Origin of the sequence: Pseudomonas sp. PDM03 (assembly GCF_014852385.1) — a bacterium.
Classification (GTDB): Bacteria; Pseudomonadota; Gammaproteobacteria; order Pseudomonadales; family Pseudomonadaceae; genus Aquipseudomonas; species Aquipseudomonas migulae.
Genome location: NZ_JACVBM010000003.1, coordinates 120,045 through 144,221 on the forward strand (window position 1 = coordinate 120,045; position 24,177 = coordinate 144,221).

The window sequence follows — 24,177 nt, forward strand, 5'->3', positions numbered from 1 at the left end:
GTTTTGCGACGCGCCGCTGATTATTGAAAAATATTTTCAATAAATCCCTGACGGTGCCGACAACCTCTCAAAGCCTTGCGGATTGAAAAAAGCCATGCGTAACAACCAGCCCATTACACAACGCGAACGGACCTTCCCGGCTCAGCAACGGTTGATTTCCACTACCGATGCCAAGGGCGTGATCACCTACTGCAACGACGCTTTCGTCGAAATCAGTGGGTATTCCCGCGAGGAACTGATCCGTGCACCGCATAACCTGGTTCGTCACCCCGACGTACCGGCCGCGGTGTTCGCGCACATGTGGGGCACATTGAAACAAGGCTTGCCATGGATGGGCATTGTCAAGAATCGCTGCAAGACCGGTGACCACTACTGGGTTAACGCCTACGTCACACCGGTGTTCGATGGCAACCAGGTGATCGGTTACGAGTCGGTGCGGGTCAAACCCACCGCCGAGCAGATCCAGCGTGCCGAAGCGCTCTACCAACGCATCAACCAGGGCAAGTCAGCGATTCCTTCCACCGATAAATGGCTGCCGGTCCTGCAGGACTGGTTGCCGTTCATTCTGGTCAGCCAGCTGAGCTTCATGATCGGTGCCACGCTCAACTCCCAATGGGGTTTTGCCCTGGCCGCCGGTCTTTCGGTGCCATTGGGCCTGCTGGGGTTGAGCTGGCAACAGCGCGGCCTCAAGCGCTTGCTGCGCCTGGCCGAGCAGACCACCTCCGACCCGCTGATCGCGCAGATGTACACCGACAGCCGTGGTGCCCAGGCTCGTCTGGAGATGTCGATCCTCAGCCAGGAAGCCCGCCTGAAAACCTGCCTGACCCGTCTGCAGGATACCGCCGAGCACCTGAGCGACCAGGCGAAACAGTCCGACACCCTGGCTCACAGCAGCTCCACCGGCCTGGAACGTCAGCGCGTCGAAACCGAACAAGTGGCCACCGCCGTCAACCAGATGGCCGCCACCACCCAGGAAGTCGCCAGCCACGTGCAACGCACGGCGGACGCGACTCAGGAAGCCAATCGCCTGACCGGGCGCGGCCGTGACATCGCCGGGGAAACCCGCCAAGCCATTCAGCGCCTGTCGGAGGTGGTCGGCGAAACCGGTCTGACCGTGACGCAACTGGCCAAGGACAGCGATGAAATCGGCGGCGTGGTCGACGTGATCAAAGGCATCGCCGACCAGACCAACCTGCTGGCATTGAACGCCGCCATCGAAGCGGCGCGTGCCGGCGAGATGGGTCGCGGCTTTGCGGTGGTTGCCGACGAAGTTCGCCAATTGGCGCAGCGCACCAGCGAATCCACCGGGCAGATTCACGCCCTGATCGCCAAGCTCCAGCAAACCGCCAGCACCGCCGTGCAAACCATGGAATCCGGGCATCGCCAGGCGGAAGAAGGTGTGGCACGGGTGCTCGAAGCGGATCAGGCACTGGTCGGGATCAGCGAAGCGGTGGCACACATCACCGACATGACCACCCAGATTGCGGCCGCGACCGAAGAGCAAAGTTCAGTGGCCGAAGAAATCAGCCGCAACATCAGCAACATCTCGCAACTGGCCGACCAGACGTCGGAACAGGCGCAGCACTCGGCGTTGTTGAGTGAAGAGCTGACCAAGACCGCGAATACCCAGTATTCGTTGGTGGAGCGGTTTAACCGCTGATTGATGCGGGAAAGACAAAAACCCGAATGGTGTAAACCTCCGGGTTTTTTATTGCCTCCATGAAGGGAGTGTTGCCTTTCCGGGCCTCTTCGCTGGCAAGCCAGCTCCTACAAGGTTTTGCATTGCTTACAAAATCCAGCTACACCGCCGGTCACTGTAGGAGCTGGCTTGCCGGCGAAGGGGGCATCCTCTGCGCCGCAAACCTCACCGAAGAAACGCAGCTACCCGACTCGCCGCAGCCGCCAAATGCTGCTCATGCGTAAACCCCGAAGCCTTCAACGGCTTCAAATCATGATCCCCCGCCACCAGCCAGAACACCTCGATACTCGGCGCCAACGCGTAAGCCTCGACCGCCTCACGATTGCCCAACGCATCGCGCTCACCCTGGACAATCAGCGTCCGGGTCTTCAGCGCAGCCAGATGCTCGACCCGTGGCTTCTCCGGTTTGCCTACGGCATAGAACGGATAGCCGAGGCACACCAACGCATCGGCTTTGAGCTCATCGGCCAATAGACTGGCCATCCGCCCGCCCATGGACTTGCCGCCAATGGCCAGGCGGCCAGTGACATGGCGTCGCACCACGGCGTATACCTCACGCCAGCACTCCTGCAGTTTCGGCGCCGGGTTCGGGGGACGCTTGCCGCCATCGACGCGTCGTTGCGCCATGTAGGGGAACTCGAAGCGCAACACGTTGACGCCCTGCACAGCAAGGCGCGCGGCCATGTCGTTCATCCAGGCGCTGTCCATCGGCGCCCCGGCGCCATGCGCAAGAATCAGCGTCACAGGCTCACCCGAAACCGTTGAAGCGGCTTCATTCCACAGCCATCCATGCTCCCGCACACACTGCGCCCATTGATCCCCGTCAATACTGGCCTTGTGCTCTTTGTCCATGCTTGCCTCGCTTTTAGTCTGCCTATAACTCCAGGCGAAGGGAGCGTCTGCCTTGCGCGAACGCCCTTTCGGCTGAACCGTGGATGGGGAACCATGAACACTTCTATCAGTACCGCCTACAACTACAAGGTGGTCCGCCAATTCGCCATTATGACGGTGGTGTGGGGCATCGTCGGCATGGGGCTCGGGGTTTTTCTCGCGGCTCAATTGGTCTGGCCCGAACTCAACTTCAATTTGCCGTGGACCAGTTTCGGCCGCTTGCGCCCGCTGCACACCAACGCGGTGATCTTCGCGTTCGGCGGTTGCGCCCTGTTCGCCAGTTCGTTCTATTCGGTGCAACGCACCTGCCAGACACAACTGTTTGCGCCGAAAGTCGCCGCGTTCTGCTTCTGGGGCTGGCAACTGGTGATCCTGCTGGCGGCGATCAGCCTGCCGCTGGGTTACACCAGTTCCAAGGAATACGCCGAGCTGGAATGGCCGATCGACATCCTGATCACCATCGTCTGGGTCGCCTACGCCATCGTGTTTTTCGGCACGTTGGCCAAGCGCAAGACCAAGCACATCTATGTGGGCAACTGGTTCTTCGGTGGTTTCATCATCACCGTGGCGATTTTGCACATCGTCAACAACCTTGAGCTGCCGGTGAGTTTCACCAAGTCCTACTCGCTGTACGCCGGTGCGACCGATGCCATGGTGCAGTGGTGGTACGGCCACAACGCCGTAGGCTTTTTCCTCACCGCCGGTTTCCTCGGGATGATGTATTACTTCGTGCCGAAACAGGCCGAGCGTCCGGTGTATTCCTATCGCCTGTCGATCGTGCACTTCTGGGCGCTGATCACCCTGTACATCTGGGCCGGCCCGCACCACTTGCACTACACCGCGCTGCCGGACTGGGCGCAATCGCTGGGCATGGTGATGTCGCTGATTCTGCTGGCGCCAAGCTGGGGCGGCATGATCAACGGCATGATGACGCTCTCCGGCGCCTGGCATAAGTTGCGCAGCGACCCGATCCTGCGCTTCCTCGTGGTCTCGCTCGCGTTCTACGGCATGTCGACCTTCGAAGGGCCGATGATGGCGATCAAGACCGTGAACGCCCTCTCCCACTACACCGACTGGACCATCGGCCACGTGCACGCCGGCGCACTCGGCTGGGTGGCGATGATTTCCATCGGCGCGCTGTACCACATGATCCCGAAAATCTTCGGTCGCCCGCAGATGCACAGCATCGGCCTGATCAACGCGCACTTCTGGCTCGCCACCATCGGCACCGTGCTGTACATCGCCTCGATGTGGGTCAACGGCATCGCCCAGGGCCTGATGTGGCGCGCAGTCAACGAAGACGGCACGCTGACCTACTCCTTCGTCGAAACCCTGGTGGCCAGCCACCCAGGCTTCATCGTGCGACTGGTGGGCGGTGCGATCTTCCTCAGCGGCATGTTCCTGATGGCTTACAACACCTGGCGCACCGTGCGGGCCTCGCAGCCTGCCGAAGTCGCCGCTGCCGCGCAGATGGCCTGAGGAGTCCGAGATGAAACACGAAACAATCGAAAAAAACGTCGGCCTGCTGATGCTGCTGATGGTCCTGGCCGTGAGCATCGGCGGTCTGACCCAGATCGTCCCGCTGTTCTTCCAGGACGTGACCAATAAACCGGTGGAAGGCATGAAGCCCTACACTGCGCTGCAACTGGAAGGTCGCGACATTTACATCCGCGAAGGCTGCGTCGGTTGCCACTCGCAGATGATCCGGCCGTTCCGCGCCGAGACCGAGCGTTACGGTCACTACTCGGTGGCCGGGGAAAGCGTCTGGGACCACCCGTTCCTGTGGGGCTCCAAGCGTACCGGTCCGGACCTGGCCCGTGTCGGCGGCCGTTACTCCGAAGACTGGCACCGCGCGCACTTGTACAACCCGCGCAACGTGGTGCCGGAATCGAAGATGCCGGCCTATCCATGGCTGGTGGCCAATCAGCTCGACAGCAGCCACACCGAAACCAAGATCAAGGCGATGCGCACCCTCGGCGTGCCGTACACCGATGCCGACATCGCAGGCTCGGTCGAATCGCTCAAGGGCAAGACCGAAATGGACGCGCTGGTCGCCTACCTGCAAGTGCTCGGCACTGCCATCAAGAGCAAGAGGTGAGCCATGCCCTTTGAAATAATGAGCGTAATGAGCAGTGGATTGATTCGCGGCCTGGGCACGGTCGTGGTGTTCGTGGCCTTCGTCGGCCTGACGTTGTGGGTGTTCAACAGCAAGCGCAATCCGGAGTTCGCCGAAGCACGTTTGCTGCCGTTCGCCGATGAGCCGCAAGCCGATAGCACCCAAGAACCTGAAGCAAGGAGTACCCGGTCATGACCACTTTCTGGAGTACGTGGATCTGCGTACTGACCATCGGCAGCCTGATCGGCCTGACCTGGCTGCTGATCGGCACCCGCAAGGGCGAAACCAAGGGCAGCGTCGACCAGACCATGGGCCACAGCTTCGACGGCATCGAGGAGTACGACAATCCGCTGCCGCAATGGTGGTTCATGCTGTTCGCCGGCACGCTGGTGTTCGCCGTGGGCTACCTGATTCTTTACCCGGGCCTGGGCAACTGGAAAGGCATCCTGCCGGGTTACGAGAACGGCTGGACCGGCGTTCACGAATGGGAAAAGGAGATGAACAAGGCCGACGCGAAGTTCGGACCGATCTTCGCCAAATTCGCCGCCATGCCGGTGGAAGAAGTGGCCAAGGACCCGCAAGCGCTGAAAATGGGCGGTCGCCTGTTCGCCTCGAACTGCTCGGTGTGCCACGGCTCGGATGCCAAGGGCGCTTTCGGCTTCCCGAACCTGGCCGACAGCAACTGGCGCTGGGGCGGCGACGCCGAGATGATCAAGACCACGATCATGGGTGGACGCATGGCGGCGATGCCGGCCTGGGGTGAAATCCTCGGTGAAGCCGGCGTGAAAAACGTTGCCGCGTATGTGCGTCATGAACTGGCCGGCCTGCCATTGCCGGCTGGCGACACCGCCGACCTGCACGCCGGACAGCAAGCGTTCAGCACCACCTGCGTAGCCTGTCATGGGGCAAACGGCCAGGGCACTGAAGCCATGGGGGCGCCGAACCTGACGCAACCGGCCGGTTTTATCTACGGTACAAGCCTGGCGCAACTGCAACAAACGATCCGCCATGGCCGCCAGGGCCATATGCCGGCGCAGAACGAACTGCTCGGCAACGACAAAGTGCAACTGCTGGCCGCTTATGTGTACAGCCTGTCCCACGGTCTGAATACAGAGCGTTTGCAGGCCGAAGGCAAAAGCGAATAATTCTTGACCGCTCTGCTGCCGCATTCTTCTCGGATGCGGCAGTTCCCTGCCCCTTTGCGACCCATTGTCGCACCCCTCCGTTAGTCCGCCTTTCGGTTCACCAGATTCGGGTCTAAGCTTGCCCCGATGCGGACTGGCTTGAGCCGGTTCCAGGTCGACCCGACCCGATGTGTTCGACGAATCAGCTCGATGACAAGCCGCAAAGGCTGGTAGATACCGGCTGTCGTGCCAATTGCCATCGGTCACCCGATCGTTGCGTTTGAACACACCCCGTTACAACTGACCTGACCCTCTCATCATTTTCGTTCGCTGCGACATTTTGTCCGAGGGCGATTTTGTCCTTACGCGGCGCATGGAAAGGCCGCAGAATCAGCTTTTGAAAGCATTGACCCAGGTCATGGCGCGTTGCAATGACCCCCTGCTTTCTCCATACTTGCGGCCGATTTTTACTCCTAATAAAACACCCAAACCGTGGAACCTTAGAATGAGCACAGCAATCAGTCCGACTGCTTATAACTATAAGGTAGTCCGCCAGTTCGCCATCATGACGGTGGTCTGGGGGATCCTTGGCATGGGGCTCGGTGTCTTCATCGCCTCGCAACTGGTCTGGCCGGAGTTGAACTTCGGTCTGCCGTGGACGAGCTTTGGACGCCTGCGCCCGTTGCACACTAACCTGGTGATTTTCGCCTTTGGTGGTTGTGCACTGTTTGCCACTTCTTATTACGTCGTGCAGCGAACCTGCCAAACGCGACTGATTTCCGACAGCCTCGCGGCCTTCACCTTCTGGGGTTGGCAAGCGGTGATCGTCGGCGCCATCGTTACCTTGCCGCTGGGTTACACCACCACCAAGGAATACGCTGAGCTGGAATGGCCCCTGGCTATTCTGCTGGCCATCGTCTGGGTCACCTACGGTCTGGTGTTCTTCGGCACCATCACCAAGCGCAAGACCAAGCACATCTATGTGGGCAACTGGTTCTACGGTGCCTTCATCGTCGTGACGGCGATGCTGCACATCGTCAACCACGCCTCGCTGCCGGTCAGTTTCTTCAAGTCCTACTCGGCCTACGCCGGTGCGACGGATGCGATGATCCAGTGGTGGTACGGCCACAACGCCGTAGGTTTCTTCCTGACCACCGGCTTCCTCGGGATGATGTACTACTTCGTTCCGAAGCAGGCCGAGCGTCCGATCTACTCCTATCGCCTGTCCATCGTGCACTTCTGGGCGCTGATCACCCTGTACATCTGGGCCGGTCCGCACCACCTGCACTACACCGCGCTGCCGGACTGGGCGCAGTCGCTGGGCATGGCCATGTCGATCATCCTGCTGGCGCCAAGCTGGGGCGGCATGATCAACGGCATGATGACCCTGTCGGGCGCCTGGCATAAGCTGCGCACCGACCCGATCCTGCGTTTCCTCGTGGTCTCCCTGGCGTTCTACGGCATGTCGACCTTCGAAGGTCCGATGATGGCGATCAAGACCGTCAACTCGCTGTCGCACTACACCGACTGGACCATCGGCCACGTACACGCCGGCGCTCTTGGCTGGGTAGCGATGATCTCGATCGGCGCGATCTACCACATGATCCCGAAACTGTTCGGTCGCGCGCAGATGCACAGCATCGGCCTGATCAACGCACACTTCTGGCTCGCGACCATCGGTACCGTGCTGTACATCGCTTCGATGTGGGTCAACGGCATCACCCAGGGTCTGATGTGGCGTGCAATCAACGACGACGGCACTCTCACCTACTCGTTCGTCGAAGCGCTGCAAGCCAGCCACCCGGGCTTCATCGTTCGCGCATTGGGCGGCGCCTTCTTCGCCACCGGCATGCTGCTCATGGCCTACAACGTATGGCGTACCGTACGTGCCTCGAACCCGGCAGAAGCTGAAGCCGCCGAACAGATTGCTGTAGTTGGAGCTCACTGATGAAGCATGAAGCAGTCGAGAAGAATATTGGCCTGCTGGCCTTCTTCATGGTCATCGCCGTCAGCATCGGCGGCCTGACCCAGATCGTTCCGCTGTTTTTCCAGGACGTCACCAACAAGCCGGTCGAAGGCATGAAGCCTCGTACCGCCCTTGAACTGGAAGGCCGCGACATCTACATCGCCAACGGTTGTGTCAGCTGCCATTCGCAGATGATCCGCCCGTTCCGTGCTGAAACCGAACGCTACGGCCACTACTCGGTTGCCGGTGAAAGCGTCTGGGACCACCCGTTCCTGTGGGGTTCCAAGCGTACCGGTCCGGACCTGGCCCGTGTCGGCGGTCGTTACTCCGATGACTGGCAGCGTGCGCATTTGTACAACCCGCGCAACGTAGTGCCCGAGTCGAAAATGCCGGCCTACCCGTTCCTCGTGGAAAACAAGCTCGACGGCAAAGACACCGCCAAGAAAATGGAAGTCTTGCGCACGCTCGGCGTCCCTTACACCGACGAAGACATCGCCGGCGCCAAGGATGCTGTGAAGGGCAAAACCGAAATGGACGCGCTGGTGGCCTATCTGCAAGGCCTGGGCACCATCATCAAAAGCAAACGGTGATTTAGATGGATATCGGGATGATTCGTGGCCTGGGCACCGTTGTTGTGATGGTGGCCTTCATCGGTCTGGCGTTGTGGGTGTTCAGCCCCAAGCGCAAGTCGGAGTTTGAAGACGCGACCTTGCTGCCTTTCGCGGATGATCCCGAAGCCATCAAGCACGTCGAGCAAGCTTCTAGGAGTAACAAAGAATGACTACGTTCTGGAGTCTGTACGTCACAGTCCTCAGTCTCGGCACCATCTTCGCCCTGACCTGGCTGTTGCTGTCCACCCGCAAGGGCCAGCGCAGCGAAGCCACCGAAGAAACGGTTGGCCACTCCTTCGACGGGATCGAGGAGTACGACAACCCGCTGCCGAAATGGTGGTTCATGCTGTTCGTGGGCACCATCATTTTCGCCCTGGGTTACCTGGTGCTGTACCCGGGCCTGGGCAACTGGAAAGGCCTGCTGCCAGGTTACAACTACCTGGATAACGAGAAGCAGACCGCGTTCGCCAACGGCCAGAGCGGCTGGACCGGCGTTCACGAGTGGGAAAAGGAAATGGCCAAGTCGGACGCCAAGTTCGGCCCGATCTTCGCCAAATTCGCTTCCATGCCGATCGAAGAAGTCGCCAAGGACCCGCAAGCCCTGAAGATGGGTGGCCGTTTGTTCGCCTCCAACTGCTCGGTTTGCCACGGCTCCGACGCCAAAGGCGCTTATGGCTTCCCGAACCTGACCGACGCCGACTGGCGCTGGGGCGGTGAAGCGGAAACCATCAAGACCACCATCATGGGCGGCCGTCATGCGGTCATGCCGGCGTGGGCTGAAGTGATCGGCGAGCAAGGCGTTGCTGATGTTGCTGCGTTCGTCCTGACCAGCCTCGATGGCCGCAAGCTGCCGGAAGGCACCAAGGCTGACCCGGCTGCCGGGCAAAAACTGTTCGCCGCCAACTGCGTGGCGTGCCACGGTCCGGCGGGCAAAGGGACGCCAGCGATGGGCGCACCTGACCTGACACACCCGGGCGCGTTCATCTACGGTTCGAGCTTCGCTCAACTGCAGCAGACCATCCGTTACGGCCGTCAGGGCCAGATGCCTGCGCAAGAACAGCTGCAAGGCAACGACAAGGTTCACCTGCTGGCCGCTTACGTCTACAGCTTGTCTCACGGTGAGAAAGCTCCGGCGGCGGATGCCCAGTAAGGCAAACGCTTGATGCAAAAAAACGGCCCCGCCAGTGATCTGGCGGGGCCTTTTTTATGGGCGACGGGCCTGAATTCATGTCACCGGCACTGTCGCTATCAGCTCACGTTTCTGCCACTGGTTGTTGTCGACCGCATAGACGTGCAGGTTTTTGCGATCCTCGGAAAAACTGGCGATCAGATAGGTCTGCTGGGATGCACTGCCGCTGATGAAACCGGGCACACTGCTCGTGTACCACATGGAGCCGCTGCTCCCATGGAGATGACCGGCGAATACTGCAGTCACTTCATACTTATCGACCATATCCCTGAACCGTTTTTCCTGACTCCAGTCACCCATAAAATCATTGGGTTTATGCATGTTCAGCAGAATGATTTTCCCCTGCGCGCGTGCCTGCTGAAGATCACGCTCAAGCCAATCGAGTGCCGGGGTTATTTCAAAAACCGTCGGACTGAAAAAAGTCCCCGAAGAGAAGGTCACCGAGTAAGTTGGCTCGTTATGTAACTGCACCAAGTGCACATCGCCATAATCCCTGGAGTACGCGAGACTGCCGTAATAAGTGGTGCTCGGCCATGAAGCCCGCGCTGCCAGATCCATACTGCCGACTTTTCCCCAATAGCGCTCCTTCAGATTTTCAATGCTTCCAGCGGCGCAATTATTCAGAAAACAATCATCCACGTTATTTTGATAGTCATGATTACCCAACCCGTAGTCATAATCCCCTTGAAGTTTCACATCCAGCGTCTGCTGGACATAGGAACGCTCATCCGCATGACCGAAGGCGGTCATATCGCCATTGATCATCACGGGAACCGCCGCGCCCCCACCCTGTTGCCGCCTGAAGTCGGCAATACTGTCGTACTGCGTTTCGATCAGCCAACGGGAGCGCTCCCGCTTCTGCGAATCGGACTCCGGCAACCGGGCGTCAGTGTTATCGGTCCAGGGAAACTGCGGGTCCGAAGCGAACACGATATGCCGTGGCATACTTTCATTTGAATGCGCGAGAGATGCCAACGACAGGATCCACATACACGCAAGTAATCTTACGCACTTTGTTACGCTCATAGAATTCCATTTCCACTTCAACTACATTTAATTTAAATAAAGCACATAAAATCTCGATCAAATACAAAACAAAAGCAACATCCAAAACAAATACAAAGCATTTCCCGCAAAATAGAACTCAGCATCCACAACACGCTTACACCTTGAAACCCATACCCACTGGAAAACAACCACAGAGTAGCCGTAACGTCTCTGCAACTTGATGACCGGCTTAAACTCCAGCGCAAGCAAACCTATAGTTAATTAAACACAAGGAAGTCATTACATGAACAACAAAACAACCGCCAACAGTTCCAACAACAATATTAAACCTGCCGTGCCTAATGAAGATCTACCACTGACTGAAGTAGTCAGCGAGACAACTGTCCTGAAACGCCGCGCAAGGTCGGCGGGCATCTCGAGCATCGCAGACCGACAAAAACCCCGCGGAACCGGGCTCGACAGCCTGGGTGGCGGCAATCTCCTTTTTGAAGAGGACTAAATTCCGCTGATGGATTGCAGCGCAGGCGCTCTGCAATCCATTGTCGTTGCGTGTGGTGCTCACCAAGACGAAATACGATTCGTCTATAGTCAATTGACCTGCATCATGTTTTGTTACATTCGCTACACCATTAGTAATTTTTCCCCAACGCGACCAAAGGTCGCACCCTTGATCTAGAGCTACAGGCGTATCATTGCGCCACTGCAACACCCCTTTTTGACCGCGGTCGGCATGTACTGACCGAGGCATTTTTCCACTGCCGTGGGATGCAACTGATGAGCAACCAGATTCCGGTACACGACGTTACCCCGCCTGCCAAGAACGCGAACAACAGCGTCGACCTCTACGCCTCTCGAGAAAAGATCTACACCCGCGCCTTCACCGGCCTGTTCCGTAACCTGCGGATGATGGGCGGCGCGTTTTTGTTTCTGTTGTATTTCGGCACGGTCTGGCTGAACTGGGCCGGTCATCAAGCCGTCTGGTGGAACCTGCCGGAGCGTAAGTTCTTTATTTTTGGCGCAACGTTCTGGCCGCAGGATTTCATCCTGCTCTCGGGCATTCTGATTGTCAGCGCGTTCGGCCTGTTCTTCATTACCGTGTACGCCGGTCGTGTCTGGTGCGGTTATACCTGCCCGCAGAGCGTCTGGACGTGGATTTTCATGTGGTGCGAGAAGGTCACCGAAGGCGACCGCAACCAGCGCATCAAGCTCGACAAGGCGCCGATGAGCGCCAACAAGTTCCTGCGTAAATTCAGCAAGCACTCGATGTGGCTGCTGATCGGCTTCGCAACCGGCATGACCTTCGTCGGTTACTTCTCGCCGATCCGCGAACTGACCATCGAATTCTTCACCGGCGAAGCGGATGGCTGGTCGTATTTCTGGGTCGGGTTCTTCACCCTCGCCACTTACGGCAACGCCGGCTGGTTGCGCGAGCAGGTGTGCATTTACATGTGTCCGTATGCGCGCTTCCAGAGCGTGATGTTCGACAAGGACACGCTGATCGTTTCCTACGATCCGCGTCGCGGTGAAAGCCGCGGCCCGCGCAAGAAAGGCATCGACTACAAGGCTCAGGGCCTGGGCGATTGCATCGATTGCACCATGTGCGTCCAGGTCTGCCCGACCGGCATCGACATCCGCGACGGCCTGCAAATCGAATGCATCGGTTGCGCTGCGTGCATCGATGCCTGCGACAGCATCATGGACAAGATGGATTACCCGCGCGGCCTGATCAGCTACACCACCGAGCACAACCTGTCCGGGCAAAAAACCCATAAACTGCGCCCGCGCCTGATCGGCTACGCCGCTGTATTGCTGGCGATGATGGCGTTGCTGGCGACGGCGTTCTTCATGCGTTCGCTGGTCGGTTTCGACGTCAGCAAAGACCGCGTGCTGTACCGCGAGAACGCCGAAGGCCGGATTGAAAACGTCTACAGCCTGAAGATCATGAACAAGGATCAGCGCGACCACACCTACGTGCTGGAAGCCGCCGGCCTGCCGGATCTCAAGCTGCAAGGCAAACGCGAGATCAAGGTCGCCGCCGGCGAAATTTTCAGCCAGCCGGTGGAACTGTCCATCGCGCCGGAAAAACTGCCATCGAGCACCAACGAGGTGAAATTCATCCTCAAGGATGCCGATGACGAGAGCATCCACGTTGAAGCCAAGAGCCGGTTCATCGGCCCACAAATTCGTTAAGAGAAGTGATCATGCCCGCAGCAAACGCCGCAAGTCCCTGGTACAAGCATCTTTGGCCGTGGATCATCATTGCCATCCTCGCCTGTTCGGTGACCTTGACCTTGTCCATGGTGACCATCGCGGTGAACAACCCGGATAACCTGGTCAACGACAACTACTACGAGGCCGGCAAAGGCATCAACCGCTCCCTCGACCGTGAACTGCTGGCGCAAACCCTGCTCCTGCGCGCCAGCGTGCACCTGGATGATGTGACCGGCGAAGTCGACCTGCGCCTGAGCGGCAACAGCCAACCGAAAACCCTCGAACTGAACCTGATCTCGCCGACCCAGCCGGAGAAGGATCGCAAGATCACCCTCGCCCAAAGCGAAACCGAACAGGGCCGCTACATCGGCCAGTTGAGCGACAAGGTTGAAGGTCGTCGTTTTGTCGAACTGCTGGGTACTCAGGACGACCACATCTGGCGTATGTTCGAAGAAGAGCTGGTCAGCCATGACAAGGATCTGCTGCTGGGTGACGAACCGCTGCAGGGCGCCGAAGACCTGAAAAAGTAAAGTCGCGCTTCGCGCATCGCCGGCAAGCCGGCTCCTACAGGATAGTGCGAACCCTTGTAGGAGCTGGCTTGCCAGCGATGAGGCCCTTCCAGACGACATAGATCCAAAATCATGACCACCCCAACCCCCTGCTATCACTGCGCCCTGCCCGTCCCGGCCGGCAGCCGCTTCACCGCGGCCGTCCTCGGTGAAACCCGCGAGTTCTGCTGCCCGGGTTGTCAGGCGGTGGCCGAAGCGATTGTCGCCGGTGGGCTGGAGAGCTATTACCAGCACCGCAGCGAAGCCTCGGCCAACCCCGAAGCGTTGCCGGTGCAGTTGGTGGATGAACTGGCGCTGTACGATCGCGCCGACGTGCAAAAACCCTTCGTGCGCCACGATGGCGAACTCGCCGAAACCACGCTGCTGATGGAAGGCATCAGTTGCGCGGCCTGTGGCTGGCTGATCGAGAAACACCTGCGCGGCTTGCCGGCGGTGGCCGAAGCGCGCCTCAACCTGTCCAACCATCGCCTGCACGTACGCTGGGCCGATGCGCAATTGCCGCTGAGCCAGGTGCTCAGCGAGTTACGTCACATCGGTTACGCCGCCCATCCCTATCAGGCCGACCGCGCCAGCGAACAACTGGCCAGCGAAAACCGCCTGGCCCTGCGCCAACTCGGGGTTGCCGGGCTGCTGTGGTTCCAGGCGATGATGGCGACCATGGCCACCTGGCCGGAATTCAACATCGACCTCAGCCCCGAGCTGCACACCATCCTGCGCTGGGTCGCGCTGTTCCTCACCACGCCGATCGTGTTCTACAGCTGCGCGCCGTTCTTCAAAGGGGCGATGCGCGATTTGCGTACCCGCCACCTGACCATGGACGTCTCGGTGTCGCTGGCGATTGGCAGCGCCTACATCGCCGGGATCTGGACTTCGATCACCGGGGTCGGCGAATTGTATTTCGATGCCGTCGGCATGTTTGCGCTGTTCCTGCTGGCCGGGCGTTATCTGGAGCGTCGCGCCCGAGAACGCACCGCCGCCGCCACCGCACAGCTGGTCAACTTGCTGCCCGCCTCGTGTCTGCGCCTGAGCGCCGACGGCCAGAGCGAGCGGATCCTGCTCAGCGAACTGCGCGTCGGCGATCAGGTTCTGGTGCATCCCGGTGCGATCCTGCCGGCCGACGGCAAGATCCTCGACGGCCAGTCGAGCATTGACGAATCCCTGCTGACCGGCGAATACCTGCCACAGCCACGCACGCTCGGTGATGCCGTCACCGCCGGCACCCTGAACGTCGAGGGCGCGCTGACCGTGGAAGTCCTCGCCCTCGGCCAGGACACCCGACTGTCTGCCATCGTCCGCCTGCTCGACCGCGCCCAGGCCGAGAAGCCACGACTGGCAGAGATCGCCGACCGCGCCGCGCAATGGTTCCTGCTGCTGACGCTGATCGCATCCGCTTGCATTGGCCTGCTGTGGTGGGAGCTGGACTCATCGCGCGCCTTCTGGATTGTCCTGGCGATGCTCGTCGCGACCTGCCCGTGCGCCTTGTCCCTCGCCACACCGACCGCCCTCACCGCCGCCACTGGCACGCTGCACAAACTGGGTTTGTTGTTGACCCGCGACCATGTGCTGGAAGGCCTGAACCAGATCGACACGGTTATTTTCGACAAGACCGGCACCCTCACCGAAGGGCGCCTGGCGCTGCGCTCGATCCGCCCGCTCGGCGCGCTCGACAGCGATCAATGCCTGGGCCTCGCCGCCGCCCTCGAAAACCGTTCCGAACACCCCATCGCCCGTGCGTTTGGTCGCGCGCCATTGGCCGCTGAAGAAGTCCACAGCACGCCGGGGCTGGGCCTGGAAGGCGTGGTCGGTGAGCAACGCCTGCGCATCGGCCAACCGGGTTTTGTTTGCGAACTCAGTGGCGCTGCCATCCCGCTGATGCCGGATGAAGCCGGCCAATGGCTGCTGCTCGGCGACAATGCCGGACCGCTGGCATGGTTCGTCCTCGACGACCGTTTGCGCAGCGATGCGCCCGCATTACTGGAAGCCTGTCGGGCGCGCGGCTGGCGCACGTTGCTGCTGTCGGGTGACAGCTCGCCGATGGTCGCCAGCGTCGCCGCCGAGCTGGGCATCGACGAGGCCCGTGGCGGTTTGCGTCCGGACGACAAATTGCAGGTCCTGCAACAGCTGCACAAGGAAGGGCGCAAGGTGTTGATGCTCGGTGACGGCGTGAATGACGTGCCGGTGCTGGCCGCCGCCGACATCAGCGTCGCCATGGGTTCGGCCACCGATCTGGCGAAAACCAGTGCGGATGCGGTGCTGTTGTCCAATCGCCTGGACGCGTTGGTGCAAGCCTTCAGCCTCGCTCGGCGCACCCGTCGGGTGATCATCGAGAACCTGTTGTGGGCCGGGCTGTACAATGGCCTCATGTTGCCGTTCGCCGCCCTCGGCTGGATTACGCCAGTGTGGGCGGCGGTCGGCATGTCCATCAGTTCGTTGACCGTGGTGCTGAACGCCCTGCGCCTGACTCGCCTGCCGAGCACGCCGGCCGCCAGCGCCGCGCCAGAAACCCGCCCGCTGCCGGCCTGAGCCGCGCGGGCATGGAGCCTCACCATGCCAGCTCTCTACGTGATGATCCCGGCCGCACTGCTGATCGTCGCCATTGCGGTCTACATCTTCTTCTGGGCGGTCGACAGCGGTCAGTACGACGACCTCGACGGCCCGGCCCACAGCATCCTGTTCGACGACCAGGACCCGAACCACACCGCAGCGGTCGACGAGGCCAGTGGCCAGCCGGCCAAACCGGACGACAAGGCGCCCCCGCATGTTTGAGCTGGCGCCACTGCTGGTGTCGGCGGTCATCCTGGGCCTTCTCGGCGGGGGGCATTGCCTGGGCATGTGCGGCGGCTTGATGGGCGCGTTGACCCTGGCAATTCCCAAGGAACAGCGCAGCCGCCGGTTTCGATTGCTGCTGGCCTACAACCTCGGGCGGATTCTCAGTTACGCAGCGGCCGGCCTGCTGATCGGCCTGGCGGGTTGGGCGGTGGCGAACAGCCCGGCGGCGATGTTCATGCGTATCCTCGCCGGATTGCTGCTGATCGCCATGGGGCTTTATCTCGCTGGCTGGTGGAGCGGCCTGACCCGCATCGAAAGCCTTGGTCGCGGTCTGTGGCGGCATATCCAGCCCGTCGCGAACAAGCTGCTGCCAGTATCGAGCCTGCCGCGAGCCTTGTTGCTCGGCGCGCTCTGGGGCTGGCTGCCGTGCGGGCTGGTTTACAGCACGTTGCTGTGGTCGGCGAGCCAGGGCAATGCGCTGGACAGTGCATTGCTGATGCTCGCATTCGGGCTGGGCACCTGGCCGGTGTTGCTCGCCACGGGGCTGGCGGCCGAGCGGGTCACGGCACTGTTGCGCAAACGGTATGTACGCATGACGGGCGGCTTGCTGGTGATGCTGTTTGGCATCTGGACCTTGCCGGGGCCGCATCAGCATTGGCTCATGGGGCATTGATCGGCGGCGCGGCCTTCGCGGGCAAGCCTCGCTCCTACTTTGAAATGCATTCCCCTGTAGGAGCGTGCGGTGCGACGATTCGACTTGCCCGCGAAGAGGCCCGCACCCACAACACAAATCCTGACCGTTGATGCAAATCAAGATGCCCCAACGCCGCACCCCATAGACTTGCCGACACTGCCAGCCTATCCGGGGGAATGCCCGCATGATGCTCGACGCCATTCGTTGGGATACCGATCTGATCCGCCGTTATGATCTGGCGGGACCGCGTTACACCTCCTACCCGACCGCCGTGCAGTTCGATGGTCATGTCGGCACCTTCGACCTGTTCCATGCGCTGCGCGAAAGTCGCAAGGCCCTGCGGCCTTTGTCGCTGTATGTGCACGTGCCGTTCTGCGCGAACATTTGCTACTACTGCGCCTGCAACAAAGTCATCACCAAGGATCGCGGCCGCGCCCTGCCCTACTTGCAGCGCCTGGAGCAGGAAATCCAGCTGATCGCCTGCCATCTCGACCCGGCGCAGAAGGTCGAGCAATTGCATTTCGGTGGCGGCACACCGACCTTTCTCAGCCATGACGAACTGCGTCAGCTGATGGCCCAGTTGCGTAAAAGCTTCAATTTGCTGGAGGACGATTCCGGCGACTACGGCATCGAGATCGACCCTCGCGAAGCCGATTGGTCGACCATGGGCCTGCTGCGCGAACTGGGTTTCAACCGGGTCAGCATCGGCCTGCAAGACCTCGACCCGGCCGTGCAGCGCGCGGTGAATCGCCTGCAAAGCCTGGAGGAAACCCGGGCGGTGATCGACGCCGCACGGACGCTGCAATTTCGCTCGATCAACATCGACCTGATCTACGGTTTGCCAAGGCAGACGCCGGAGAACTTCGCCCGCACGGTCGACGAAGTGATCAACCTGCAACCGGACCGCCTGTCGGTGTTCAACTACGCGCACCTGCCGGAGCGCTTCATGCCGCAACGGCGAATCAACAGCGATGAATTGCCGACGCCGGCACAGAAGCTGGAAATGCTCCAGCGCACCATCGAACAGCTGACCGCCGCCGGCTACCGTTACATCGGCATGGATCACTTCGCCCTGCCCGACGATGAGCTGGCAATTGCTCAGGAAGAATCAACCCTGCAACGCAACTTCCAGGGCTACACCACTCACGGCCATTGCGACCTGATCGGCCTCGGCGTCTCGGCCATCAGCCAGATTGGCGACTTGTACTGCCAGAACAGCAGCGACCTGAATCAGTACCAGAACGCCTTGGCCTCAGCACAACTGGCCACCAATCGCGGCCTGCTGTGCAATGCCGATGACCGCCTGCGGCGGGCGGTGATTCAACAATTGATTTGCAGTTTCAACCTGGAATTCGCCGAGATCGAGAAGGCTTTCAACATCGATTTTCGCGGTTACTTCGGCGAATTGTGGCCGCAACTGCAACGCATGGCCGAAGACGGACTGATCGAATTGAACAATGAACGGATCACCGTATTGCCGGCCGGGCGGTTGCTGGTGCGTTCGGTGTGCATGGTGTTCGACGCGTACCTGGAGCAACAGAATCGCCAGCGGTTTTCGCGTGTCATCTAACGCTCCACCAGCAGGGAAGTCGTCTTCAGCACTTGCTCAGGGGTCAGGCTCGCCTGCGAGATGGCTTTGGACAGCACCATATTGGCCGTGATCAGCCCGCCATTGAGGGTGGTGATGGTCGCTTGCAGCGCGCCGAGCTTGGCCCTGCGTTCTTCTGCTGAAAGTCGCTTGTCTGCCATTACCGCTTGCATGCTCGCGACTTTCTCGGCGATCTGCTTCTGTATTCGGCGAATCATTTTCAGGATCTGTTGAATGTTTTCCGGCAACCCGCTTTCTTCAATGTCCTTGTTGTCATCGTGGGAACTGGCAGCCCTGGTCAAACCGGCGCCAGACAACGAGACTTTGATGCCTTCAGCCACGGGCGAAGTGCCCGGGCCAATGGCGATTGCCGAGTCTTCGCCGGCCAAGCCGTTTGCGGGCTCATGCAGTGTTTGCACGCCACTGTTGCCGGGGTTGAGCACGCCGATGGTGGCCATGAAACGAGTACCTGCGCATAGGTTGGTGCCAGGTTATCGGCCGCCGATAGCGGCGCTTTACCATGGCGTGACAAATCGGCACAGCGCTGGCCTGAACGTCTTCCGGTAAGGTACCCTTACGTCTTATGTGTGCTTTCCCACAAGGATTTAAGAAATGTCCGAGCCAGTAAAACTGCGCGCTCATAACCAGGCCCATTGCAAGGACTGCAGCCTGGCTCCCCTCTGCTTGCCACTTTCTCTGAATCTGGAAGACATGGATGCGCTGGACGAAATCGTTAAACGTGGCCGCCCACTGAAGAAGGGCGAGTTCCTGTTCCGTCAGGGCGACGTTTTCGACTCCGTTTATGCAGTACGTTCTGGCGCCTTGAAAACCTTCAGTCTCAGCGATGGCGGTGAAGAACAACTCACCGGCTTCCATCTGCCGAGCGAGCTGGTTGGCCTGTCGGGCATGGACACCGAAAAGCATCCGGTCTCGGCGCAGGCGCTGGAAACCACCTCGGTCTGCGAAATTCCGTTCGAACGCCTCGACGAACTGGCGCTGCAACTGCCACAACTGCGCCGTCAGTTGATGCGCGTGATGAGCCGTGAAATCCGCGACGACCAACAGATGATGTTGCTGCTGTCGAAAAAAACCGCCGACGAGCGCATCGCCACCTTCCTGGTCAACCTGTCGGCACGCTTCCGCGCTCGCGGCTTCTCGGCCAATCAGTTTCGCCTGAGCATGTCGCGCAATGAAATCGGCAACTACCTGGGCCTGGCGGTGGAAACCGTGTCGCGGGTGTTCACGCGCTTCCAGCAGAACGAGCTGATCGCCGCCGAAGGCAAGGAAATCCACATCCTCGACCCGATCCAGCTCTGCGCCCTCGCCGGCGGTTCGATCGAAGGCTGATTACGACCACGGCGGCTGAGCGAAACGGTTCAGCCGCCGTTATACTGCGACGTTTGCAGCCTGCCAGGACACCTAGACAATGGTCTTCGACTCCTTCGACATCAAATCCCTGATCCGCCCGGTGATCGACTTCCCGAAACCGGGCGTCATTTTTCGCGACATCACCCCGCTGTTCCAGTCGCCCACGGCTCTGCGCCTGGTGATGGACAGCTTTGCCCACCGTTATGTCGAGGCTGATTTCACCCACATCGGCGCCATGGATGCCCGTGGTTTCCTGATCGGTTCGGTGCTGGCCTATCAGTTGAACAAGCCGCTGGTGCTGTTCCGCAAGCAAGGCAAACTGCCGGCGGATGTGCTGGCCGAAGGTTATGCGACCGAGTACGGCGAAGCCTTCCTCGAAGTCCACGCCGACAGCTTGTGTGAAGGCGACTCGGTGGTGATGTTCGATGATTTGATCGCCACCGGCGGCACGCTGATTGCGGCGGCGAACCTGATTCGACGCATGGGCGCCCGGGTGCATGAAGCGGCGGCGATTATTGATCTGCCGGAGTTGGGTGGATCGCAGCGCCTGGAAGATATGGGGATTCCGACGTTTTGCCTGACGCAGTTTGCCCTGGCTGATAAATAAGCGGCGCGCTCAAGGACGCCATCGCCGGCAAGCCAGCTCCTACAATTTCGAGTCGTGCCGAATGTGTGCGAACGACACCGAACCTGTAGGAGCTGGCTTGCCGGCGATAGCGTCAGCAGCAACACCACAACACTCAAAGCCCCATCTGCTTACTGATGATCTCGTTCATCACTTCCCGCGTCCCGCCGCCAATCGACAAGATGCGATTGTCGCGGTACAGCCGCTCCACCAGGCTTTCACGCATGTAGCCAAGACCGCCAAGGATCTGCACCGCATCCGTGGTAATCCGATCCGCCGTGTCCGTCGCGAAATTCTTCGCCATGGAAATCTCCTTGATCACACTCTGCCCCGCCGCCATTTTCGCCGCCTGGCGGTAAGTGAACTCCCGTGACACTTCCAGCGCCGTGGCCATTTCGGCGAGGCGATGCTTGAGCACCTGAAACTTGCCAATGGGCTTGCCGAACGCTTCGCGCTGACGAGCCCATTTCAGGCTTTCCTCCAGCGCCAGTTGCGCGGTCATGTTGGCCATCAGCGCCAACGCCAGGCGTTCGCTCTGGAAGTTGCCCATGATGCAAGCGAAGCCCATGTTCTCCGCGCCGATCAGATGGCCTACAGGTACGCGGCAATCGTCGAAGAACAACTCGGCGGTGTCCGACGCCCACCAACCCATTTTCTTCAACTGACGGCCTACGGTGAACCCTGGCGTGCCCTTCTCGATCAGCAGCAGGCTGATGCCACCGAAACCGGGCGCACCGGTGCGCACCGCAACGGTGTAGTAATCCGCACGCACGCCACTGGTGATAAAGGTTTTGCTGCCGCTGACCCGGTAGACGTCGCCGTCACGCACGGCGCGGGTTTGCAGGTTGGCCACGTCGGAACCACCGCTGGGCTCGGTGACGGCCAGGGCGCTGATCTTCTCTCCAGCCAGCACGGCCGGCACGATGCGATCGCGAACGTCCGGCCTGGCCCATTTGAGAATGGGCGGCAGACCGATGTCCAGCGAACCCAACCCGGCGACCAGACCGCCAGAGCCGCAGCGCATCAACTCTTCGCTGGCGGCGATCTTGGCGAACAGATCACCTTCATGGCTGCCGCCCAGAGCTTCGGGATAACCGATGCCCAGGATCCCCGCTGCACCGGCCTTGAGGTAGAGTTCGCGGGGAAAGCTTTCGGCTTCTTCCCACTGGTCGATGTCCGGAAGAATCTCGCGCTCGACGAAACGTCTGACGCTGTCGCGGACCAATTGGTGGCTGGGGTCGAAGTATTCCTGGAAGGCAGGCATCGGCGAACTCCATGGAAGGGTTCAGCGACGTTAACCGAGCGCTTGCTTGGTTTTCAACAGGATTGTGTGAATCAGCGGGACCGAGCTGCCTGGATCGCCAGCAAGCCGGCTCCTACAGAGGTATCGTGTTCCCTTGTAGGAGCCGGCTTGCTGGCGATAGCCTCGGTAAAAACACTACAAAGCGATCGGCTTACGCCCCGCAAACGAATGCGCCAACGTCCCGCCATCCACCAGTTCCAGCTCGCCACCCAACGGCACGCCGTGGGCAATCCGCGAGGCGATCAGGCCTTTGTTGCTGAGCAACTGGGCGATGTAGTGCGCCGTAGCTTCACCCTCGACCGTCGGGTTGGTCGCCAGGATGACTTCGGTAAAGGTGCCCGCCTCTTCGATCCGCGCCATCAATAGCGGAATCCCGATGGCTTCCGGCCCCAGCCCGTCGAGCGGCGACAGGTGGCCCTTGAGCACGAAGTAACGACCGCGGAAACCGGTCTGCTCCACCGCGTAGACGTCCATCGGCCCTTCCACCACGCACAGCAAGGTGTCGTCGCGGCGGTTATCGGCGCATTGCGGGCACAGGTCGTCTTCGGTCAGCGTGCGGCACAACCGGCAATGCCCCACCCCTTCCATCGCCTGGCTGAGTGCCAGGGCCAGTCGCGAGCCGCCGCTGCGATCACGCTCGAGCAGCTGCAACGCCATGCGTTGGGCAGTTTTCTGACCCACACCTGGCAAAATTCGCAGGGCATCGATCAGTTGGCGAATCAAAGGGCTGAAGCTCATGGGGAAACGTCCGACAAAACAACGAGACGCGGTTTATACCCGCGCCTCTCTTTAGCGTCAAATACTCAGTCCTGCGCGACGCGCACCACCAGTTTGCCGAAGTTGCGTCCCTCCAGCAGACCGATGAACGCCTCGGGCGCATTCTCAAGACCTTCGACCACATCTTCACGGAATTTCACCTTGCCGTCGCGCACCCACGGCGCCATGGCGCTGACGAATTCCGGCTGACGATCACCGTAGTCGTCGAACACGATGAAGCCCTGGATCCGCACACGCTTGGTCAGCAAGGTGCGCTGCAACTGCGGCAGGCGATCCGGACCGGTCGGCGCCTCGCTGGCGTTGTAGGAAGCGATCAGGCCACACAATGGAATCCGCGCCTTGGGGTTGAGCAACGGCACCACCGCGTCGAATACCTTGCCACCGACGTTCTCGTAATAAATGTCGATGCCCTGGGGACACGCCTGAGCCAGCTCATCGGCGAAGTCGGGACTCTTGTGGTCGATGCAGGCATCGAAACCCAACTCATCCACAACATAGCGGCACTTGTCCGCGCCACCGGCCACGCCGACCACACGCAAGCCTTTGATCTTCGCCACTTGCCCGACCACCGAACCCACCGCACCGGACGCCGCCGCGACCACAAGGGTTTCTCCGGAGGCTGGCTGGCCGATGTCCATCAAGCCCATGTAGGCGGTCATGCCCGGCATGCCGAGCACGCCCAGCGCCATCGACGGGCTCGGCAACCCGGACGGCACCGGAATGATATTGCGACCGTCGCTGATGCTGTGGCTCTGCCACCCGGTAGCGCCGACGACCAGGTCACCTTGCTGAAATTTCGGATTCAGCGAGCGCTCGACACGGCTGACGGCGCCACCGGTCATCACTTCGTCGATTGCCACTGGCGCCGCGTAGGACGGCGCGTCACTCATGCGGCCGCGCATGTAGGGATCCAGCGACAGGTACAGGGTTTTGAGCAATATCTGGCCATCCGCCAGGTCCGGCAGTGCTTCCCGTTCCAGGCGAAAATTCTCCGGCGTCGGTGCGCCCACCGGGCGGGATGCCAGGACGATACGTTGGTTGAGGGTCAATGCTTGTGGCATCTGAGCGTCTCCTTTGATCGATGAATTTGGCGGTATAGGGAAGCAGACCTTTGTGGCGGTCGGGTGTTCGATGTTTCTGTTCGAGACCGAGTCGACTTCTTCGCGGGCAAGCCTCGCTCCTACAGGTCATGAGTCGCTCTTGTAGGAGCGAGGCTTGCCCGCGAAGGCGCCCCCACAGACACTACATCTCCAACAGACAGAAACAAAAATGCCAGGCGCAATGCCTGGCATTTTTATGTAGCTCATCCGACGCGCTTTGGCGAATCAGAACGGCAGCTTCATCCCCGGTGGCAGTTGCATGCCAGCGGTCATGCCGGACATTTTGTCCTGGCTGTTGGCTTCGATCTTGCGCACGGCGTCGTTGACGGCGGCGGCGAATACGGCCTCCAGCATCTCTTTGTCGTCTTCACTCAGGCCTTCGACCAGGCTCGGATCGATGGTCACGCGCTTGACGTCGTGACGACCGGTCATCACCACGGTGACCATATCGCCACCAGCCTTGCCGGTGACTTCGGCGTTGGCCAGCTCTTCCTGCATCTTGGCCATTTTTTCCTGCATCTGCTGCGCCTGCTTCATCAGGCCGGCCATGCCACCTTTCATCATGGGAA

The 24,177-nt window shown here is 60.3% G+C and carries 25 protein-coding genes; 18 read left to right on the forward strand and 7 right to left on the reverse strand.

Annotated features, from left to right (window positions below):
- Positions 1–94 precede the first annotated feature (94 nt).
- Positions 95–1,660, forward strand: a complete 1,566-nt coding sequence (locus IB254_RS07410) for a methyl-accepting chemotaxis protein (RefSeq protein ID WP_192416896.1) — start codon at positions 95–97, stop codon at positions 1,658–1,660.
- Between the two features lie 204 nt (positions 1,661–1,864).
- On the opposite strand, the gene IB254_RS07415 is transcribed toward IB254_RS07410, so the two are convergent.
- The gene (locus IB254_RS07415) at positions 1,865–2,551 is read right to left on the reverse strand and encodes an alpha/beta family hydrolase (protein WP_192416897.1); all 687 of its coding nucleotides are present in this window, start codon (positions 2,549–2,551) and stop codon (positions 1,865–1,867) included.
- A 93-nt stretch (positions 2,552–2,644) separates the two neighbouring features.
- Between IB254_RS07415 and ccoN (IB254_RS07420) the strand changes: the two genes are divergently transcribed.
- From ccoN (IB254_RS07420) to ccoP (IB254_RS07455), 8 genes are all read left to right on the forward strand, one after another.
- Positions 2,645–4,069: a cytochrome-c oxidase, cbb3-type subunit I gene (gene ccoN, locus IB254_RS07420; protein WP_192416898.1), complete on the forward strand. Its 1,425-nt coding sequence runs from the start codon at positions 2,645–2,647 to the stop codon at positions 4,067–4,069.
- Between the two features lie 10 nt (positions 4,070–4,079).
- The gene (ccoO, locus tag IB254_RS07425) at positions 4,080–4,688 is read left to right on the forward strand and encodes a cytochrome-c oxidase, cbb3-type subunit II (protein WP_008028522.1); all 609 of its coding nucleotides are present in this window, start codon (positions 4,080–4,082) and stop codon (positions 4,686–4,688) included.
- A gap of 3 nt (positions 4,689–4,691) precedes the next feature.
- The gene (locus tag IB254_RS07430; protein WP_008028524.1) at positions 4,692–4,901 is read left to right on the forward strand and encodes a cbb3-type cytochrome oxidase subunit 3; all 210 of its coding nucleotides are present in this window, start codon (positions 4,692–4,694) and stop codon (positions 4,899–4,901) included.
- Positions 4,898–5,851: a cytochrome-c oxidase, cbb3-type subunit III gene (gene ccoP / locus IB254_RS07435; protein WP_192226269.1), complete on the forward strand. Its 954-nt coding sequence runs from the start codon at positions 4,898–4,900 to the stop codon at positions 5,849–5,851. The genes IB254_RS07430 and ccoP (IB254_RS07435) overlap by 4 nt, the downstream gene beginning before the upstream one ends.
- 484 nt (positions 5,852–6,335) lie before the next feature.
- Positions 6,336–7,778 carry a cytochrome-c oxidase, cbb3-type subunit I gene (gene ccoN / locus IB254_RS07440; protein WP_008028528.1) on the forward strand — a complete coding sequence of 481 codons (1,443 nt, stop codon included), beginning with the start codon at positions 6,336–6,338 and terminating at the stop codon, positions 7,776–7,778.
- The gene (gene ccoO / locus IB254_RS07445) at positions 7,778–8,386 is read left to right on the forward strand and encodes a cytochrome-c oxidase, cbb3-type subunit II (protein WP_008028530.1); all 609 of its coding nucleotides are present in this window, start codon (positions 7,778–7,780) and stop codon (positions 8,384–8,386) included. The genes ccoN (IB254_RS07440) and ccoO (IB254_RS07445) overlap by 1 nt, the downstream gene beginning before the upstream one ends.
- A 5-nt stretch (positions 8,387–8,391) precedes the next feature.
- On the forward strand, positions 8,392–8,577 hold the full coding sequence (locus IB254_RS07450; protein WP_003175465.1) for a CcoQ/FixQ family Cbb3-type cytochrome c oxidase assembly chaperone: 186 nt from the start codon (positions 8,392–8,394) through the stop codon (positions 8,575–8,577).
- Complete coding sequence (gene ccoP, locus IB254_RS07455; protein WP_192416899.1) at positions 8,574–9,557, forward strand: cytochrome-c oxidase, cbb3-type subunit III; 984 nt, start codon at positions 8,574–8,576, stop codon at positions 9,555–9,557. Before IB254_RS07450 ends, ccoP (IB254_RS07455) begins: the two co-directional genes overlap by 4 nt.
- A gap of 75 nt (positions 9,558–9,632) precedes the next feature.
- Here ccoP (IB254_RS07455) and IB254_RS07460 read toward each other — a convergent pair whose 3' ends face one another.
- Positions 9,633–10,586 carry a metallophosphoesterase family protein gene (locus IB254_RS07460; RefSeq protein WP_412548219.1) on the reverse strand — a complete coding sequence of 318 codons (954 nt, stop codon included), beginning with the start codon at positions 10,584–10,586 and terminating at the stop codon, positions 9,633–9,635.
- Between the two features lie 301 nt (positions 10,587–10,887).
- Here IB254_RS07460 and IB254_RS07465 point away from each other — a divergent pair, with 301 nt between their 5' ends.
- The 7 genes from IB254_RS07465 (at position 10,888) to hemN (ending at position 18,417) form a co-directional block, all read left to right on the forward strand.
- Positions 10,888–11,103 carry a hypothetical protein gene (locus IB254_RS07465; RefSeq protein ID WP_192416901.1) on the forward strand — a complete coding sequence of 72 codons (216 nt, stop codon included), beginning with the start codon at positions 10,888–10,890 and terminating at the stop codon, positions 11,101–11,103.
- A 275-nt stretch (positions 11,104–11,378) separates the two neighbouring features.
- Positions 11,379–12,794: a cytochrome c oxidase accessory protein CcoG gene (ccoG, locus tag IB254_RS07470; protein WP_008028537.1), complete on the forward strand. Its 1,416-nt coding sequence runs from the start codon at positions 11,379–11,381 to the stop codon at positions 12,792–12,794.
- Positions 12,795–12,805: 11 nt separating this feature from the next.
- Positions 12,806–13,345 carry a FixH family protein gene (locus IB254_RS07475; RefSeq protein WP_008028539.1) on the forward strand — a complete coding sequence of 180 codons (540 nt, stop codon included), beginning with the start codon at positions 12,806–12,808 and terminating at the stop codon, positions 13,343–13,345.
- Between the two features lie 111 nt (positions 13,346–13,456).
- Positions 13,457–15,907 (forward strand): heavy metal translocating P-type ATPase, encoded by a 2,451-nt coding sequence (locus tag IB254_RS07480; RefSeq protein WP_192416902.1) that lies wholly within the window; start codon positions 13,457–13,459, stop codon positions 15,905–15,907.
- A 24-nt stretch (positions 15,908–15,931) separates the two neighbouring features.
- Positions 15,932–16,150: a cbb3-type cytochrome oxidase assembly protein CcoS gene (gene ccoS / locus IB254_RS07485; protein WP_192416903.1), complete on the forward strand. Its 219-nt coding sequence runs from the start codon at positions 15,932–15,934 to the stop codon at positions 16,148–16,150.
- Positions 16,143–16,826 carry a sulfite exporter TauE/SafE family protein gene (locus tag IB254_RS07490; protein ID WP_008028545.1) on the forward strand — a complete coding sequence of 228 codons (684 nt, stop codon included), beginning with the start codon at positions 16,143–16,145 and terminating at the stop codon, positions 16,824–16,826. The genes ccoS and IB254_RS07490 overlap by 8 nt, the downstream gene beginning before the upstream one ends.
- Positions 16,827–17,034: 208 nt before the next feature.
- Entirely contained in the window at positions 17,035–18,417 is a 1,383-nt protein-coding gene (gene hemN, locus IB254_RS07495) for an oxygen-independent coproporphyrinogen III oxidase (protein ID WP_192226574.1), read from the forward strand.
- Here the strand turns inward: hemN and IB254_RS07500 are convergent.
- Positions 18,414–18,893: a hypothetical protein gene (locus IB254_RS07500; RefSeq protein ID WP_192416904.1), complete on the reverse strand. Its 480-nt coding sequence runs from the start codon at positions 18,891–18,893 to the stop codon at positions 18,414–18,416. The genes hemN and IB254_RS07500 overlap by 4 nt on opposite strands.
- A 154-nt stretch (positions 18,894–19,047) precedes the next feature.
- Here IB254_RS07500 and fnr point away from each other — a divergent pair, with 154 nt between their 5' ends.
- Complete coding sequence (fnr, locus tag IB254_RS07505) at positions 19,048–19,782, forward strand: fumarate/nitrate reduction transcriptional regulator Fnr (RefSeq protein WP_008028550.1); 735 nt, start codon at positions 19,048–19,050, stop codon at positions 19,780–19,782.
- A gap of 79 nt (positions 19,783–19,861) precedes the next feature.
- Positions 19,862–20,410: an adenine phosphoribosyltransferase gene (locus IB254_RS07510; protein ID WP_008028553.1), complete on the forward strand. Its 549-nt coding sequence runs from the start codon at positions 19,862–19,864 to the stop codon at positions 20,408–20,410.
- A 133-nt stretch (positions 20,411–20,543) separates the two neighbouring features.
- Here the strand turns inward: IB254_RS07510 and IB254_RS07515 are convergent, their stop codons facing one another.
- The 4 genes from IB254_RS07515 to IB254_RS07530 all read right to left on the reverse strand — a co-directional run bounded on the left by IB254_RS07515 (position 20,544) and on the right by IB254_RS07530 (position 24,172).
- Positions 20,544–21,692, reverse strand: coding sequence for an acyl-CoA dehydrogenase family protein (locus IB254_RS07515; RefSeq protein WP_192416905.1), 1,149 nt, complete (start codon positions 21,690–21,692; stop codon positions 20,544–20,546).
- A 174-nt stretch (positions 21,693–21,866) separates the two neighbouring features.
- Positions 21,867–22,469: a recombination mediator RecR gene (recR, locus tag IB254_RS07520; protein WP_192416906.1), complete on the reverse strand. Its 603-nt coding sequence runs from the start codon at positions 22,467–22,469 to the stop codon at positions 21,867–21,869.
- 65 nt (positions 22,470–22,534) lie between these two features.
- Positions 22,535–23,569, reverse strand: a complete 1,035-nt coding sequence (locus IB254_RS07525; RefSeq protein WP_008028559.1) for an NADP-dependent oxidoreductase — start codon at positions 23,567–23,569, stop codon at positions 22,535–22,537.
- Between the two features lie 264 nt (positions 23,570–23,833).
- The gene (locus IB254_RS07530) at positions 23,834–24,172 is read right to left on the reverse strand and encodes a YbaB/EbfC family nucleoid-associated protein (protein WP_008028561.1); all 339 of its coding nucleotides are present in this window, start codon (positions 24,170–24,172) and stop codon (positions 23,834–23,836) included.
- Positions 24,173–24,177 lie beyond the last annotated feature (5 nt).